The organism is Paenibacillus sp. FSL R5-0713 (assembly GCF_037973325.1).
Lineage (GTDB): Bacteria > Bacillota > Bacilli > Paenibacillales > Paenibacillaceae > Paenibacillus.
This window is the reverse complement of the sequence record NZ_CP150229.1, coordinates 6,571,319-6,588,209: the sequence shown is the minus strand read 5'-3', so window position 1 is coordinate 6,588,209 and position 16,891 is coordinate 6,571,319. Positions and strand designations below refer to the sequence as shown.

The 16,891-nt window shown below is 45.7% G+C and carries 17 protein-coding genes; 12 read left to right on the top strand and 5 right to left on the bottom strand.

The window, feature by feature from the left end; genetic code table 11:
• Positions 1-149 precede the first annotated feature (149 nt).
• The 7 genes from MKZ12_RS29290 to MKZ12_RS29260 all read left to right on the top strand — a co-directional run bounded on the left by MKZ12_RS29290 (position 150) and on the right by MKZ12_RS29260 (position 6,224).
• Entirely contained in the window at positions 150-1,040 is an 891-nt protein-coding gene (locus tag MKZ12_RS29290) for a diacylglycerol kinase family protein (RefSeq protein WP_339261563.1), read from the top strand.
• A 147-nt stretch (positions 1,041-1,187) separates the two neighbouring features.
• Positions 1,188-2,105 carry an aldo/keto reductase family oxidoreductase gene (locus MKZ12_RS29285; RefSeq protein WP_253442051.1) on the top strand — a complete coding sequence of 306 codons (918 nt, stop codon included), beginning with the start codon at positions 1,188-1,190 and terminating at the stop codon, positions 2,103-2,105.
• A 273-nt stretch (positions 2,106-2,378) separates the two neighbouring features.
• Positions 2,379-3,761, top strand: coding sequence for a transcriptional regulator (locus tag MKZ12_RS29280; RefSeq protein WP_339238767.1), 1,383 nt, complete (start codon positions 2,379-2,381; stop codon positions 3,759-3,761).
• 245 nt (positions 3,762-4,006) lie between these two features.
• Positions 4,007-4,177 (top strand): aspartyl-phosphate phosphatase Spo0E family protein, encoded by a 171-nt coding sequence (locus MKZ12_RS29275; protein WP_339257971.1) that lies wholly within the window; start codon positions 4,007-4,009, stop codon positions 4,175-4,177.
• Positions 4,178-4,276: 99 nt separating this feature from the next.
• The gene (locus MKZ12_RS29270) at positions 4,277-4,657 is read left to right on the top strand and encodes a GntR family transcriptional regulator (RefSeq protein WP_339238765.1); all 381 of its coding nucleotides are present in this window, start codon (positions 4,277-4,279) and stop codon (positions 4,655-4,657) included.
• Positions 4,654-5,529, top strand: coding sequence for an ABC transporter ATP-binding protein (locus MKZ12_RS29265; RefSeq protein ID WP_339257969.1), 876 nt, complete (start codon positions 4,654-4,656; stop codon positions 5,527-5,529). Before MKZ12_RS29270 ends, MKZ12_RS29265 begins: the two co-directional genes overlap by 4 nt.
• Positions 5,526-6,224 carry a hypothetical protein gene (locus MKZ12_RS29260; RefSeq protein ID WP_339257968.1) on the top strand — a complete coding sequence of 233 codons (699 nt, stop codon included), beginning with the start codon at positions 5,526-5,528 and terminating at the stop codon, positions 6,222-6,224. The genes MKZ12_RS29265 and MKZ12_RS29260 overlap by 4 nt, the downstream gene beginning before the upstream one ends.
• A gap of 169 nt (positions 6,225-6,393) precedes the next feature.
• On the opposite strand, the gene MKZ12_RS29255 is transcribed toward MKZ12_RS29260, so the two are convergent.
• From MKZ12_RS29255 to MKZ12_RS29245, 3 genes are all read right to left on the bottom strand, one after another.
• Positions 6,394-6,909, bottom strand: a complete 516-nt coding sequence (locus MKZ12_RS29255) for a hypothetical protein (protein WP_339257967.1) — start codon at positions 6,907-6,909, stop codon at positions 6,394-6,396.
• A gap of 52 nt (positions 6,910-6,961) precedes the next feature.
• Complete coding sequence (locus MKZ12_RS29250) at positions 6,962-7,747, bottom strand: isocitrate lyase/phosphoenolpyruvate mutase family protein (protein WP_339257966.1); 786 nt, start codon at positions 7,745-7,747, stop codon at positions 6,962-6,964.
• A 65-nt stretch (positions 7,748-7,812) separates the two neighbouring features.
• Complete coding sequence (locus MKZ12_RS29245) at positions 7,813-8,883, bottom strand: trifunctional transcriptional activator/DNA repair protein Ada/methylated-DNA--[protein]-cysteine S-methyltransferase (protein WP_339257965.1); 1,071 nt, start codon at positions 8,881-8,883, stop codon at positions 7,813-7,815.
• A gap of 306 nt (positions 8,884-9,189) precedes the next feature.
• Between MKZ12_RS29245 and MKZ12_RS29240 the strand changes: the two genes are divergently transcribed.
• Together MKZ12_RS29240 and MKZ12_RS29235 are read left to right on the top strand one after the other, a co-directional pair.
• A complete protein-coding gene (locus tag MKZ12_RS29240; protein WP_339257964.1) occupies positions 9,190-9,567 on the top strand; it encodes a LysM peptidoglycan-binding domain-containing protein in 378 nt (125 codons plus the stop codon).
• A 453-nt stretch (positions 9,568-10,020) separates the two neighbouring features.
• Positions 10,021-10,590, top strand: coding sequence for a hypothetical protein (locus tag MKZ12_RS29235; protein WP_339257963.1), 570 nt, complete (start codon positions 10,021-10,023; stop codon positions 10,588-10,590).
• Positions 10,591-10,942: 352 nt separating this feature from the next.
• Here MKZ12_RS29235 and MKZ12_RS29230 read toward each other — a convergent pair whose 3' ends face one another.
• Positions 10,943-11,860, bottom strand: coding sequence for a phosphatidate cytidylyltransferase (locus tag MKZ12_RS29230; RefSeq protein ID WP_124116831.1), 918 nt, complete (start codon positions 11,858-11,860; stop codon positions 10,943-10,945).
• Positions 11,861-11,956: 96 nt separating this feature from the next.
• Between MKZ12_RS29230 and MKZ12_RS29225 the strand changes: the two genes are divergently transcribed.
• The 3 genes from MKZ12_RS29225 to MKZ12_RS29215 all read left to right on the top strand — a co-directional run bounded on the left by MKZ12_RS29225 (position 11,957) and on the right by MKZ12_RS29215 (position 15,525).
• Complete coding sequence (locus tag MKZ12_RS29225) at positions 11,957-12,511, top strand: hypothetical protein (RefSeq protein WP_339238756.1); 555 nt, start codon at positions 11,957-11,959, stop codon at positions 12,509-12,511.
• A gap of 521 nt (positions 12,512-13,032) precedes the next feature.
• The gene (locus MKZ12_RS29220) at positions 13,033-14,328 is read left to right on the top strand and encodes an SLC13 family permease (RefSeq protein WP_339257962.1); all 1,296 of its coding nucleotides are present in this window, start codon (positions 13,033-13,035) and stop codon (positions 14,326-14,328) included.
• A 30-nt stretch (positions 14,329-14,358) separates the two neighbouring features.
• Positions 14,359-15,525, top strand: coding sequence for a glycerate kinase (locus MKZ12_RS29215; RefSeq protein WP_339257961.1), 1,167 nt, complete (start codon positions 14,359-14,361; stop codon positions 15,523-15,525).
• 133 nt (positions 15,526-15,658) lie between these two features.
• On the opposite strand, the gene MKZ12_RS29210 is transcribed toward MKZ12_RS29215, so the two are convergent.
• Positions 15,659-16,705: a sugar diacid recognition domain-containing protein gene (locus MKZ12_RS29210; protein ID WP_339257960.1), complete on the bottom strand. Its 1,047-nt coding sequence runs from the start codon at positions 16,703-16,705 to the stop codon at positions 15,659-15,661.
• Positions 16,706-16,891: the final 186 nt, after the last annotated feature.

The window sequence follows — 16,891 nt, the reverse complement described above, 5'->3', positions numbered from 1 at the left end:
CTATTCTATATGAAACAAGTCCTGCTCTGCACTCTTCAGAGACATGTTTATCAAAAAAAATAAAGCATCCCTTGCTGGCCCTATTCAACCCACCCTTGAAACGGGTAAAGATGGAGTAAAGATGCCAATTTGGAGGGGAAGATGTGAGTATGCGCCAAGCCATGATCATTAGCAATCCGTCGTCAGGTAAGGAAGAGGCCGATCAGTATGTGTCTCAAGTCAGAGAAATTCTGGAGTCGCAGCAGTATGAGGTAGTTATTAACGAGACGGCCGGGGAAGGTGATGCGGTGGGCTATTGCCTGAACGCCTGCAAGGATGGCTGTGATCTGGTCATTTCCATCGGAGGCGATGGAACACTGCATGAGACGATTAATGGCATGATGGATCAGAACCATCGTCCCCGATTGGGCATCGTACCTTTAGGTACGGTGAATGATTTTGCACGTGCGCTGAATATCTCGCTTGACCCGGAGGAGGCCATTCGGCAGTTACGTTCGGATCAGACCCATATCGTGGATATCGGGAAAATTAATGATCGTCTGTTTGCCAACGTGGTAGCAGCAGGTTCTTTGGCCGAAGCTCTATTCTCTGTATCCTCGGAAGAGAAGTCGAAGCTAGGTTCATTCGCGTATCTCAAGGAAGGTTTGAAAGACTTGGTGAATACACCAGCCAATCAACTGACCATTGAATATGACGGTCAGATCTGGGAGGGAGAATCTCCTCTTTTTCTGGCGGCGCTGACCAATTCGGTTGGAGGATTCCAGAAGTTGTCACCGGAGGCTGAGGTGGACGATGGTTTGATCCATTGTTTTGTTGTTCGCAATATTAGTGTGTTCAACAGCCTGACCCTAGGTACTTCCCTGTTTTTTGGCAATCTGAAGGAGCATAAGGATGTGGATTATTTTACAGCCAAAGAAGTTCATGTTCGCTCAGACGAAGCCATTCGCACGAATGTAGACGGTGAGGAAGGTCCTGACCTGCCTATTCATATCACTGTCCTACCAAGGCATATTGAGGTTATCGTGCCGGAAGAAGTATAACTTCTTCTTTTCATAAGTATAGGCAGGAATCAAGAACCTATCATTTCTCCATATGAATGTAGGATAAATCTATTGAAACCGATTGCAGATGTGTGTCACAATCAAAAGAAGATACACGATAATATTCGAATATGGAGGGAAAACATCTTGAGAACCATTAAATTGGGCAGCAGCACACTTGAAGTACCTGTAGTCGCTGTGGGTTGCATGCGGATTAATTCACTAGACGGTAAGGAAGCTGAACATTTTGTTCGTTCTGCAATGGAAGTTGGAGCGAATTTCTTTGACCATGCTGACATATATGGTACAGGAACATGTGAGGAGATCTTCGCCGAAGCAGTACAGATGAATCCCCAAGTTCGTGAAAATATGATTCTTCAATCCAAATGCGGTATTCGCAAAGGAATGTTTGATTTCTCCAAAGAGCATATTCTGAATTCGGTGGATGGTATTCTTCAGCGTCTGAAAACGGAATACCTTGACGTTCTGCTGCTGCACCGTCCGGATGCTTTGGTTGAGCCGGAAGAAGTGGCTGAAGCCTTTGATCAACTGGAGCGCGAAGGTAAAGTGCGTCACTTCGGGGTGTCCAACCAGAATCCGAACCAGATCGAACTGTTGAAAAAATACGTGAAACAGCCACTGGTTGCCAACCAGTTGCAGATGAGTATTACCAACACAACGATGATCGACAGTGGAATCAACGTGAACATGGAGAACGATGCTGCGGTTAACCGTGATGGCAGCATTCTTGATTATTGTCGTCTCCATGATATCACCATTCAGCCGTGGTCCCCGTTCCAGTACGGATTCTTCGAAGGCGTATTCCTGGGTAGCGACAAGTTCCCGGAATTGAATGCTAAGATCGACGAGATTGCTGCGAAGTATGACGTGAGCAATACAACGATTGCAATCGCTTGGTTGCTTCGTCACCCTGCGCAGATGCAGCCTGTGACAGGCACGATGAATATTGAACGTCTGCAAGATTGTGTAAAAGCAGGAGATGTTCATCTCACTCGTCCAGAGTGGTATGAAATTTATCGTGCGGCAGGTAATATACTGCCTTAAATGCAAGTTATAGTGAGCATACTGACTAATGAGTCAGTTGAGAGCACGAGCCGATAGATGGCTCGTGTTTTTTGTCTATTTTCAGGTTTGATGCCGAGTACGTTTCCGATATAAAATAAGGATAGGGGTCTGTATTTTAATTAAAGGATTAAAATGTAATTAATACAAATTAGTTGAAATTATTATATTGACCGATACTTTTTAATTACATATAATTACTTTTGCATACCGATAATCCTGTATATGTTTTTTATTTTGGAGGGTGGTGTTCGTTTGGAGCCGACAACCACGATACGCGATCATTTAGAAAGTTATTTGAAGCGTGAACAGATGTCCATTAGTCATTTTTCGGAAACGTCAGGGATTAATTCAGGTACGCTGAGCAATATTTTGAATAAAAATCGGCCTATTGCCATGCAGCAGTTGGATCGCATTACTTCCGCCATGAGACTGGAAGAAGGTTACTTCTATGAGTTATACATAGATGAGTGTTTTGTACATGCAACCCCGGACTGGCGAAGGTTGGGACCGTTCCTTCATCGCTGCGCCGAGTTGGACAAGCTGGACTGTATTGAAGAGGTTATTCGTCTGATGATGGATAATCTGTCCTATATTCCTTTGTTATTTGATGTGGCTGAAGAATTCTACCAAGCAGGTAAATTCAAACCGGCCATCCTTCTATATGAGAACATCGCTGAAAGCGAGAAAATGCAGCATTCCGAGCGGCTTGCACTCTGTCAGTATCGGCTGTTCAGGTTGGGGCTAACCAATGATCAACAGCGGAATCTGATTATTGCAGCTCGGTTTGAATACTATGTGGATCGGTTGGATGAACGTTATCAGTTGGATGCACTTAACGAACTCATTAATGCGTTTGGAGCATTGCATAGATGGAACAAGGTTCAGGAGTTATCTGAAAAATTGAAAGTAAAAGCGTCCATTCATTATGAGATGAATGGACGACGGAAACAAGAAGAGACGAAAAGACCCATTGTCTTCTATATTCTTTACTCTTATCTAGCTGCAGGAAGTGCCTGTTATCATTTGAAGGACTACACTGGGGCACTTAACTATGTTTCTTTATATTCGGATAACCGCTGGGTGAGGAACCCGGATCAAGATGAGATGGTCGTTATGAATCAGTTTCAGGAATGGGCTGAAGCTAATCGTTATATATATCATTTAATGGGGGGTCAGTTTGAGGTATTACCTGATTATCTGGCGTATATTTCAACAAAGGAAAATGAGATATTTCCAGCGCTTTGTGATATTGTAACGGCGGCTAATCGTTATGATAAGGATATTGATCATGTACTTAAACAGTATGAATCCTACTTCACTTATCAGGAACAGAGTAACCGGATTGGTAAAGTGAGCAGACAGGTTACGGATGATCGATATTTACGACTTTTAGCAGATTTGGGCGCATACTATTTAAAGAAGGACGAGTTTCATTTAGGAATAGAATTTGTTCTGGATAGTTTGAGATTTTCTATTGAAATTAGCAGTGGGCGAGGTATGCTTAGAGGTGTCGGACTGTTTGAGCAATACCGGGAATTTGCATCTGAGACGGCGAAACAGCAATACAAAATGATAATTAGTGAGGTGCAGAAACTCAATGAAGAGAAAGTTGGCTTTGCTGATAGCTACCTGTAGTATCGTTGTATTCACCGTAGCTCCTGCTACGGAACCTGTCCCAGACATTAACATCCCGAACCCCGAAATTATGAGACCTGCTGATCATGGATTTGGAACTTAATAAAATGTTAAGAGAAACGCTTCTGATTTATTTCAGAAGCGTTCTTTTTGTGTGTATTCAAGTGGAAGAATAAGTATGTCTTATCTCATATGCGCTTTTGATTGGCATAATACACTAAAATATGACAAAAGGGAGGGGTATTATGGATCGCCTGGATTTGATGTTACGGATCGAAGATGCCAGACAGTTGTTATATCGCATGCATATGGAGTACGACAGTCTGCTTCACCCTGAAGTGATCCAGCAATCCGTAGTCCTGGACGGTCTAATTAATCAATATAATAGAACCAAGGTAGAAAAGACGATGAATTAAGTTCGCCTATTTACATTTGCGTTTTTGTATACTATAGTTGGTTACATGAGTAACTAACCGACTAACTAACTAATGAATACGTATGAAAGTTGGAGGCACATGAAATCGACTTTGGATGAATCCCAGCCTATTTTTCATCAGATTGCCACGATGATTATGGACGATATTGTGGAGGGCAGATTGAAGGTGGAAGAACAAGTTCCCTCAACCAATGAGCTGTCACGCTTCTACAACATCAATCCCGCTACAGCCCGCAAAGGACTCCAGGAACTCGTGGACAAGGGGATAATATACAAACAGCGAGGTGTTGGGATGTTTGTTGCGAAGGGAGCAAGAGAAGCCTTGCTCATTGAACGAAAGCAGGATTTTTATGAAGAATACATTAAGCCTTTACTTGAAGAAGCCAGACGTATTCACATGAATGAAGACATGATTATTGATCTGATTCGCGGCAAGCAAGATAAGGAGAGTGAGTTATGATTCATATGGAGCAAGTCAACTACAGTTATCAGAAGACACCCGTTCTGAACCAGGTTACGCTGCATGAGAGTGAGCCAATCATTAGTGCAATCTGGGGAAGAAATGGGGCGGGCAAAACAACCCTGATGAGTATACTCGCAGGGCATAACCGCCCGGACAGTGGAACCGTTCAGATCATGGGCCAAGATCCCTATAATAATCTGGCTGCTCAAGAGCATCTATGTTACATCCAGGAGAATCATCCCTTGGGGAAAAACTGGACGGTTAGTGATATGGTTCAAATGGGGCAATATTTTCATCCACAGTGGAATCAGGAATTGGCGGAGCGGTTAATCGATGTGTTCGAATTACCAGCGAAGAAGAAGATCAATAAATTTTCGAAAGGCATGAAGACGGCCACTCAGATTATATTAGGTCTTGCCAGTCATGCAAAGATAACTATTCTGGATGAACCGACCAATGGGCTCGATGCGGAGAAGCGTAAATTTTTCTATAATGCGCTACTGGAAAGTTACGAAGATGACCCGCGTCTGATCCTGATATCCAGCCATCATATTGAGGAGATTCAGCCTTTATGTGAGTCCCTTATCGTTTTGCAAGCCGGAGAGGTGATATTAAATCAGCCTATGGAAGAAATGCGCGAAAAAGGAGTTCTTCTAACAGGGAGAATAGAAGATGTTAGTCGGGTGACAGCAGATGTTAAAGTTATCGAATCTTCCCAGATGGGATCGACTGTGAAAGTGATGATTGATGAGCCCTACTCGAAAATGTGGAAGGATATCGCTCATGCACAGGGGCTTTCCATTGAGAAAGCGACATTACAGGATTATTTGGTTAACAGGACCCGTAAACAAGAGGGGGTTAAACCGTGAATGCAGTAAAAGGCACCAATCGTTTAATTCAGGATGATATGCGTTTGTATTTGATCATATTTACATCCATCGCTCTAATGCTCACTGTTGTATATCTGGCCATTGGTTTCATATTTGATGTCTCGTATACCACGCAGTTGTTTGGCCCCATGTACGGAGGGATATGCACGTTCGCGATCGGGGGAATCATTACTCTGTTCCCGGTTGCGATTGGTATGGGCAGTACACGAATTCAATTCATGAAATCCTTCTATATGAACTCGGTATGGATGGTTGCAGGTACCATGGCCATTTTACATGTGGTGTATTTCCTCATACACCTGCTTCAGGAAAGTGGTATGGTTGACGTTACCCTCTATCAACCAGGCATGTTGTATTCAAACGAATATCATTTCTTAGCCTACCTATGGATCGATCTGATGTGTGGCTTTCTCGTATTGGGATTCTCTGTCTTCCCAACGGTATGTTGGATGCGATTGGGGTTGCGTAACTTCTTCATTATGTTCTTTGGGGTAGGCTTGGTCATTACGCTGATTATTACATTGGGTGATCTTGGTGAGTTTATGTTGTGGATTGCTGGGATTGATCGCATGACATTGTTTACTGTTCTTGGGTTCATAGGTGGTGCGCTACTTCTCTCTACGTACCCGATGATGAAGAATGCGCCGCTTACCATGAAATCCAAAAGAGACTGACAGCATATTGTTATATGAAGCAACCGGGGCTAATGAAAGTATGCGAAAATTCCTCGAATACCAAAGACACGAGTGCGAACACGCCTCGTGTTTTTGGTATCATCTTAGCTTGCTGACTACTGATTATACTATTCATCAATCGCTGTTCAATTCAAGGAATGTGTATGTGTTAAGCCTGAGCTTGTGGTTTGAATCCTTCGTCTTGGAGATACTCGCCAGCTTCGCTACGTGTTTCAAAGGCCATATCCAGATTATCGCCGGAATACACATACCACATGTCATCTTCATATTTTAAAGTCAGCGTATGTCCATCTTCATCGACCCATGTTCCGCCACCCGTAGAAGTTGGAGCCAATGCAGGAGCAGCTTTTATTTGTTCTGGCTCTTTGAATTCAACTGCATTGGGATTGTGAGACATCGCTTGGATCGTTTCATCTAACAAGGTGCGCAGATCTGCTTCGGAGTAATCGCGAATATTGACGAATCCTTTAGCATCGGTCTCATAGTCAGGCAGTAGACCTGCATAGATATAACCGTTACCGTTAGGGTGAATGTGGAGAGCAACAATTTTTTTATCATACGCACTTTCCTCGTAGTGGAAATTCACACGACCGAGAGAAACGTCTTTGCGTTGCAGTTGGGGATACGATTGTAACACTTCAAGCTTTTGTTCCACGTTAAGCATAATTGCCTCCTAGTTAATGTTGGGTAGGGGTGATTATACCATAGGTGATCGCTTATGACGATTCGGAACTACTCAGCAAAATACTTCGCCCCAGTTCTTTCAGATGTTCCATAGCTTGCAGGTAAGGATAAGGCCCATAGCTTACGCGTGCTACACCCAATGTGGCAAGTTGTTTGGGTGAAGGCTCAGGAGACGTAACCATGATGTTAATTGGCAGCGGTGAACGCTCACACAATTCTTGAATCAACTGGTGATCCTGTAAGCCGGGTACGAACAGACCGCTGGCCCCTGCATCTGCATAACGGTTCGAACGCATGAGTGTTTCCTCCAGCAGGGAATGGTTATGGTGTTCCGGTGCATGTTGCAGAAAAATATCTGTGCGGGCGTTAATGAACAAAGGTATGCCTGCTTGCTCGGCAGCTTCCCGGGCGGCGGACAGTCTCGGGCATTGCTCCTCCACAGTGTACAATCCCAAGCCGGTGGGAAGTTGATCCTCAATGTTAATTCCTACAGCACCATGATCGATGACTTGCAGGACATTTTGCTTCACTTCTGACACCAACCTCCCATACCCTCCCTCTATATCGATTGTTACAGGCAGATCCACGCTCGCTGTAATCCGTGCTAGATTGGCAAGTACCAGATGGAATGGCATGGCTTCGCCATCTTGCTCACCATGGGCCGCAGCAACGGACCAGCTTCCGGTCGCAATGGCCGTTGCTCCGGCGGATTGAATGGCTTGTGCACTTCCGGCATCCCACACATTGACCAGAACTAGTGGTTTGCCTTTCACATGGTATTGTTGGAACAACGCTGCTTTCTCTTCTAAGATCCTCATATTAGGATGACTCTCCTTTGTTATATCATGTATTCCTTTGAGTATTTGATGCGTACTTTATTGCTTCATTTTCGTTCTTTGCGGCTACCCTGTTTCTGTTGTTTCTCATGCGTCAAAAGCCAGTTCTTGCGAGTTAATCCCCCGCCGTATCCGCCTAGTTCACCACTGGCGTTGATTACACGGTGACATGGGATCACAATGGCAAGCTGATTAGCCCCATTCGCCTGTGCTACGGCTCGGCAAGCAGTCGGTTTACCGAGTGCATTGGCAATTTCCTGATATGACCTCGTTTCACCTGCCGGAATGGCCATTAGCTGTTCCCACACCTGTTTTTGAAATAGTGTTCCTAAACAGAACAACGTTGTGTCGAATGCTGTTCTTTTTCCTTGAAAGTACTCGTTTAGTTCACGCTCAATGGACTGTATGGGAGCCGTAGTACCAGGTACGATAGCTGATTTGGTCCGTTTGCGCAGGCGCTCAACTTCGCGTTCCAGGCCTCTACGATCCACAAATTCCAGTAAATATAGGGCCTCATCATCTGCAATAGCCATCATCGGACCAAGGCGGGTGTCAATCCAGGACGCTTTTAGAACTTGCCCTTCATGCACTTGAGTGGGAGCAGCACCCATGATCCGTGAAAAGGCATCGCGGAAGCCGCTGCTTGACTCGTATCCGGTAGATAATTGACTATCAATCACGGTGCGTCCAGAACGAATATTCTTCAGGGCAAGCCCCATGCGTCGGGCGCGGGCATATTCGACAAAGGTCATGCCAAACCGCTTCTTGAACTGTCGGCGAGCCGTAGACTCATCGATGGAGAGTGCCTTGAAGTCCTGTCCTTTCCAGCGTTTCTCCGGATTTCTCTCCACAGCTTCGACTAATAGGCGAACCACATCGGAGACTTGGTTGGGATGAGAGAGCGGGCGGCAGCGCTGGCAAGGGCGATAAGAGGCCAGAAGTGCCTGCTGAGCCGTCTCATAGAATTCGCAGTTTTCGAATTTTGGTTTTCGTGCAGGGCATGTGGGACGACAGAACACACCTGTGGTTCGGACCCCTACATAGAATAAACCCTCGTATTCCGAATCCTTGGCCACAAGCGCCTCGTAATATTGTTCCTTCAGATCAGCAGAAATCATGGGGGCACGTCCTTACCTCATTAGAATCTTTATCTATAACCTATTATAGAAAAACGTTACAGCATGCATCGCCGAAAATCAGGCATGAATATTGAAAAGATTGCATTGAATATCCCGATGAAATTTGGTTGTTCAGAATTTGTTTAGAGTGAACTGGTAGTATAGACCTATCATCGTGAATCGACTTAGGCAAAGATACCTAGGTGTCGAAAAACATAATTGTATCTTGTTCATTGTTATAGGAAAAACACATAGGTAAACATGAAATTAAAGATTAACGGAATGAAATTTTGGAGGTCGACTAGAATGAAATATTCTACGTACAAAAGCATATATGAATCCGTTTATACCAAAACGTCTGATTCTCGCACCTTGCATATTAAAGAGCAATTCTTGCAGCGTGTGAAGACACCATCCCGGCTATTGAAGATCGCCACCATAACTCTAATTATAATCATAGGGTGCAGTGCTGTATTCACCGTGTTTGCCGGAGATGAGCAAGTGTTATCGGGGGACCGAATCGTTGTATCTCCGGGAGATACGCTGTGGGGCATCTCTGTGGCACATAAACCTCAGCAGATGGACACGCGTGTGTATGTAGAAGCCATTAAGAAAGTGAACAAACTTGAGCATAACGCCATCCGGATTGGAGAAGTGTTAGTTTTGCCGGGGTTTGATCGATAGAATCATCTGTGCATGATGTCATGAACAAAGCTCTTTTTTATTCATTTAAATGCTGTCACATACTGAATTTATGAATCATTTACATATAATGGAGCTTCATGAGGGACGATATGGTGTAGTGATTAATAAGTGGTGTGCTATATAAGTTGAACTAAAGAATATTTACACTGACACTACGATGACAGAATAACCTTCCAATCGCTGTTATCCCCAGATTTTTTCGATTCCCTTTTCCAAAGGGGAAAATCCGGGGATAGCGTATGCTTCCGATGCAGCTTTCTTTCAGAAAGCTTGTAGGCGAAGTGTATGCTTTCGAAGTAGCTTTCTTGCAGAAAGCTTGTAGCTTCGCTTTTTCAGGTTGTTTCTGTCCTCTCCGTTATCGTGTAAATGATTAATTCAACTGATATAGATGTATGTGCTGTAGATGAATGAAGGGAGAATGAGATGATGACCATGAATATAAAGAAATCTGTACTTTGCATGTCTGTGCTCTGTATTTCGCTAGTCGTTAGTGCCTGTGGTGCCAAAAATAATAACGAATCCGTCCAGGAACACGCCTATCCACAATCGAAGCAACCCATAGAGGAAGCTGGAGAGAGCTCTGTGCCAAATGCGGATGCGAAGAATAACAGTGATCAAGGAAGTGCGAGTGGTGATGAGGGCAAGCCTGCGGCTCAATCGGAATCCACTGAACCGTCTGAGCAGATTGATATCGTCATTGACCAGTCGGAGAAACCGACCGAGGGCAACAGCTTTGATTTTGGTATTAAACAAGTTCCGAAGGGCTATACACTAACGGAGATGCGATGGACGTCTAACACGGTGACCATTGTGAATTCGCTACAGGAAGCCATCGAACATGGTGGAAATGGCGAAGAGGGGTTTTACTTTAGCGGCAATGGACAATTCTCCGGATTTATCTACTCGGATGAGATGAAGGGCGAGCGTGGCAAAGCCACATTTGTCTTCACCAATGATGAGGGGAACGAAATCATGGCCGAGAAGGAAATTACGTTGAAATAGCACATACATCATGCAGGCTCAGTCTGGAGCTTGTTGAACAGGAAAAGCAGCCCATTCGGCTGCTTTTTTCGAAGTGTATGAATACAAGGTCACAGACCTTTCTGTTGCTATATCTGTAAAGAATGAACTAAAGATTTACACAAGAACGTAGAGGACAGAAATATCCAGAAGAAGCGGAGCTAAAAGCTTTCTAAAGGAAAGCTGCTTCGGAAGCATAAACTTCGCCTTTATCCCCTGATTTTCACCTTTATAAAAAGAATTAAAAAATCGGGGGATAACAGCGATCTGAAGGTTGTTCTGTCATCGGAGTGGCAAGTGTAAAAATTACTTTTTAGTTCATTTTATATAGTTGCTACATAAAGTCAAAGAAATAACGGACCACGTGGAACATTACCGGAGAGGTGTAGGTCAGGCTGTCGACCCGGCTCAGGTAGCTTTTTTTGAGCGAATCAAACTTGTTGTCATCCCCGATTAACAGATCGCGCTTCAGTACAGACACGGTGAGACTGCCGAAGAATCCGGCCAAACTGATCAGCACCCCGATGAACAGCGAGAATTTCCAATCGAATGGTGTCAGGTAGGGATGGATGAAATAAGACGTAGCTGTCGTTACAATGAACGCACATGCGAACCCCTCCCAGGTGACAAACGGATTGGCGGTGGGTACCACTTTTCGTTTGCCCAGATAGAGAGAGACCAGATAATGCACCACATCGTTAAGCTGTGTTAACACGACCAGGAACAGTACCAGCTTGGACCCATACTCCGGTGTGGCGAACGGGAAATAGGCCAGGTGGCTCAGCCCGAAGACCATCAGCATCAATCCCCATTGTGTGGAGCTGACACTGCGCAGGAATCCGACCGTACCTTTGTTGATCAGGCGCGGCAAGGGAAGCACCAGGAACACATATAGTGGAATAAACACGATAAACATGCCATACCATCCAATGTAGATCCAATAGAACTGGACTGGAATCGCCAGATACGCCCATAGGAACAGCCTGCGGTCGGCTTTGCGTGTACTGCGAATCATGGAGAAGTATTCTTTGAGTGAGAAGAATGCCAATACCATGAGGGAGATCAGGGACACGATGGGGTTGAAAAGGGTAGCGAGGCAGAAGATCACGAACATGCCCCACCAGGTTTTGATTTTTTGGCCGATGCCTGAATAGTCTTTGCTTGGTTGAAGCTTCGCAATCACTTTGTAGACGATATGTATCACAAGTAAAGCTGTGAAGATTAACGTTAGAGTAAAGAGTGAGCTGCTCACGTACCGATCACCTGCTTATTCAAAGTAAGATTCCATTATAGGGCACCTATGTTATTATGAAGGAATAGTGCCAACTTGATAAGGGGAAATTTTGCTATGACAGATGAACGCTCCATCTATATTTTGCTTACGAATACAGGAACGCTGTTTACCAAGGTTATTCAGAGCTATACCCGAGCGCCATATAATCACGCATCAATCGCATTTGACAAGGAATTATCCGAACTGTACAGCTTCGGTCGCAAGCATCCGAGTAATCCGCTGAACGGCGGGTTTGTGAAGGAAGATATTCAGACAGGTACATACAGCAAGTATCCCAATACCACATGTGTCATATATGAGCTTCAGGTCACGGATCGTGAAGTGGAAAAGATGAAACGTGTGCTGCACATCTTCATCCGCAGTCGCCAGAAATATATGTACAATCTGCTCGGTGTGATTGGCATTACGCTCAAGGAGCCGGTGGAGTTCAGCAACTCCTACTTCTGTTCCCAATTTGTAGCCGAGATTCTACAGCGTTCAGGCATCAAGTTATGGAACAAGTTGCCGGCGCTCGTGACACCGGATGATTTTCGCCAGAGTGAACGATTGCAAATGGTCTATGAAGGGAAATTGAGTGAGTATACGTTGGGGAATGCAGAGCAGGAATAGGGTAGGTGCGTGTGCCGATGCTTGCCAAGGAGTTCAACCATAAACCAGCCTGCTGCCACGAGATGACGAGGCAACAGGCTGTTTGTGTATTTCATATAGATAATGGTGAGAGCCGATTTCTAAGGAACACAGGACGTCTTATTTGGCCTCTCGGCCCTCTTTTGAAAATGTAAGGAACACGAGACACGTTATTTCCCGCAATCCCTTGATAAATACGCTGCAAACGGTTATTTATTCAGGTATAGCGTGTCTCAGGTTCATTAGATTTCTGTGGGCGCTTCAAACCGCTCAATAAGACGCCTCAGATTCTTTAGCGATCCGGTTCAGCTCAGCTTTTGCCCCAACCCCGTGGGTGAGAGGAAGGATTCGATTCGCGGCCGTCCAAGTGCAGTATATCATTTGAAGGGACGAAATTCATTATGCATATGCACAATGAATTTCGTCCTTTCATCAATATTTATTCTCGCCTCCAGCAACTATAATGAAAGCGTGTTCAACAAGTGCATGGGGGGCAATTACTAATGGAACCTTTAACAATTAGCTGGATTGGCGCGCTGGCAGGACTGGCTATAGCCATTATTTTGATTTTGAGGAAACTGAATCCGGTCTATTCCTTATTTCTAGGTGCAATTGTAGGCGCTTTAATTGGCGGAGCGAACCTGGATGAGACCGTAAATATACTGGTAAATGGCACGCAAAGTGTTATGGGAACGGTACTCCGTGTATTAGCCGCCGGGGTACTTGCAGGTGTCATGATGGAATCGGGAGCGGCGGAGACGATAGCGCAGGCGATCGTACGTAAATTTGGCGGAAGCAAAGCGATTCTCGCCTTGGCACTGGCTACGATGATCATTACCGCGGTTGGGGTATTTATCCCCGTAGCCATGCTGATCGTGGCACCAATTGCATTGTCTGTAGGTAATAAAATGGGCATATCCAAATTGGCCCTACTGCTGGCTTTATCGGGTGGAGGTAAGGTGGGCAACATTATCTCTCCGAACCCCAATACCATTGCAGCAGCACGAGGATTCGATCTTGATCTGAGCAACGTTATGCTGGCAGGCGTAATTCCCGCCATCTGCGGCTTGATTGTAACTGTAATTGTAGCTTCAATGCTCAAGAACAAGGGGGTTATGGTTTCTGACCAGGAAGCCGAACAGGGCGATATAGATACATCGAAGTATCCTCCACTGAGCAAAGCCATTGTTGCTCCGTTGGTAGCGATCATTTTGTTGATGATCAATCCCATCGGCTCTATTACGGGCATTGATGTATTGTCTACTTTCAAAGTGGATGCGATGTACATCCTGCCGATTGCAGGCATCATCGGTATGCTGGCGATGGGGCAAGGCAGAAACATCGTGAAATATACAACCTCAGGATTAAACAAGATGACAGCAACTGTGCTCATTCTAGTAGGTGCAGGCGGAATCGCAGGACTTATCTCTGCTTCAGATCTGTCGGGTCAGGTCGTTGGTCTGATCGAAGCATCCAGAATATCCGGCACCTTCCTCGCACCAATCGCGGGCATTCTGATGGCGGCAGCAACGGCTTCGACGTCGACGGGGGTTATCTTGGCAACAGGTTCCTTCGGTGATGCCATCCTGAACATGGGCACAGCACCGCTCGCGGCCGCTGTTATGGTGCACACCGGGGCTACCGTTATCGATTCCCTGCCACAGGGCAATTACTTCCACGTGTCCGCTGACAGCATGAAGATGACAATTCGTCAGCGGATGGGCGTTATTCCATATGAAGCAATTGTAGGTGGCACGATGGCGATCGTCGCAACGATATTGTACGGATTTATCCTTTAATTCTTGAATTTAACGGATGGAGTGAGAGAGATGAGAGATACGGTAGAAAATAGAGGCATGACGTTTGTTCTGGCACCAGATTCGTTTAAAGAAAGCATGACTGCGAAAGAAGTATGTATCGCGATGGAAAAAGGATTGCGTAAAATATATCCGACCGCAGGATATATTCATGTCCCCATGGCGGATGGTGGAGAAGGCACGGTGCAGTCCCTTGTAGATGCCTCTGGTGGTGTCCTTCACCAGCAAGAGGTGAGTGGACCCTTAGGTCAGACCGTGACTGCCCAGTATGGCATTCTGGGTGACGGAACAACGGCGGCCATAGAGATGGCATCGGCCAGTGGCATACATTTGGTTACCAAGGAAGCCCGAGACCCGCTACGGACGACAACGTATGGAACAGGAGAGTTAATTCGGGCATGTCTGGATCTGGGTATCCGTAAAATGATTATTGGCATTGGTGGCAGTGCGACGAATGATGGTGGTGCTGGTATGGCTGAAGCGCTGGGTGCCAAGTTTCTGGATGCACAGGGTCAACCGCTTGCGCGGGGTGGTGGGGCTTTGGATCAACTTGCTCAGATTGATGTATCCGGTCTGGATGAGCGTTTGAAGGAAGTGGAATTCATTGTCGCCTGTGATGTGACCAATCCACTCTGTGGGGAGCATGGTGCATCAAGGGTGTTTGGGCCACAAAAGGGGGCTACCCCAGAGATGGTTGAGCAGCTGGATGCGAACCTGTCCCATTATGCAGATATGGTGAAACAGCAACTGTACAAAGATATCCGTGATATACCAGGTGCCGGAGCGGCTGGCGGATTGGGTGCGGGACTTTTGATTTTTACACAGGCAGTGCTACGTAAAGGGATTGAAATTGTCATTGAATATACGGAGTTGCGTGAAAAATTGGTTGCTGCGGATGTGGTATTTACGGGCGAGGGCGGTATTGACTTCCAAACGAAATTTGGTAAAACGCCCTATGGTGTTGCTCGGGCAGCCAAGGAAGTGGGTAAACCTGTGATTGCTCTTGCAGGCTTCGTGGGTGAAGGGATTTACACCCTGTACGCGGAAGGCATTGATGCCATATTTGGTATTGTGCCCGGGGCAGCAGATCTGGAGCGACTATTGCGAGAAGGCCCGGAGAATGTAGAGCGTACAACCGAGAATATTGCCAGGGTGCTGAAACTGGGTCTACTCTCTTAGAACAGTGACGATCGGGATTGTACGGGGAGTTACGCAATCGTATGGAATGCGATTTAAAAAGACGGGATACGGATATGCCTGAAATCAGGCGGTCTGTGTCTCGTCTTTTGCTGTTCTGTAAGTTGTTAGGACGTTATTGGTAGAACGCGAGTAGTCCGTGGGTCAGTTCAATGAGTTCCAGCAGATTACGTGGGTCTTTGCCCGTCAGGGTCTGTATGCGTTTGAGCCGATATTGAAGCGTATTGCGGTGAATATTGAGATGGTCCGCTGTTGTGCTCATACTGCCGTTATGGTGGATAAAACTGCGGAGCGTGTCCAGCAGATCGGTAGTATCCTCAAGTTTGCTGATGATATTGGCATGAGGGGTTAGATCAGCTGCGCTGAATCGTACCAGAAAGGGCACATCCTCATACCGAATGATCGGTGTGTCTGGTTGAAGTGCCAACAGGATGTTCATCACTGACCGGGCCTGTTCATAACCGGTGGCGATGTTCGCTTCTTTTTGACTAACGGCGATGAATGCTTCGGGTGAAATCTGACTCAAAGTCTGGATTGTAGGATCAACATCTGCTTCATTCTGGATCAGGATGAGCTGTGTATGGTCATCCCCTTCAATAGCGAATGAAGGAACTTGGAGCAATATTCGGTTGATCTCAGTGTCCGCAGCCATGGATTTACTGGGGAAACGGATATATAGAAGAACGGTCGGCAATTGTAGGTCAATGCGGTATTGCAGGGCTTCCTTTTTGACCTTTTGTGAGTAGGAACCGGATTGGTTCAGCAGTCGTTCGATAAAGGCTTTTTTACGTGAAGCTTCATGGGCCATGCTTTCCAATTGATTACGCTGTTCGATCAGGAGAGATACGGTGGTACGCACGATGTTGCAGAAAGGCCGAACTTCATCCGGATGACCGGATATGCCAATGACTCCGACATGCTGCTGATTGATGAGAATCGGTTCATTGGTCCCCATTTTCTCAAGTATGCCATCTTCCCAGACCTCAACCATGCTTCCTGTCGTCAACGCGCGGACAGCGCCCTGATGAACGGTGCCCACACGTTCCTTCTGACCACTTCCAATAATAATGCCGTGCTCATTCATGATGTTGATGTTGTATGGAATGTCCTGCATCATTTTATCTACGATATCCTGTGTCTGTCTCTCCGAAAGCTGTAACAACAGAATTCCTCCTCTTCCATCTCATCGTGCAAAATGTACATCTTCTCTGCTGATGATTCCGCCCGATAACCATATTGTGCATCTGAACGAAATTATAGAGGAATGGTAAGGCTTACACAAGCGAAGTGGCTACAATGGAGAAATTACTCATACCGTTACATAGTTAAAGATCAAAACATCATGACC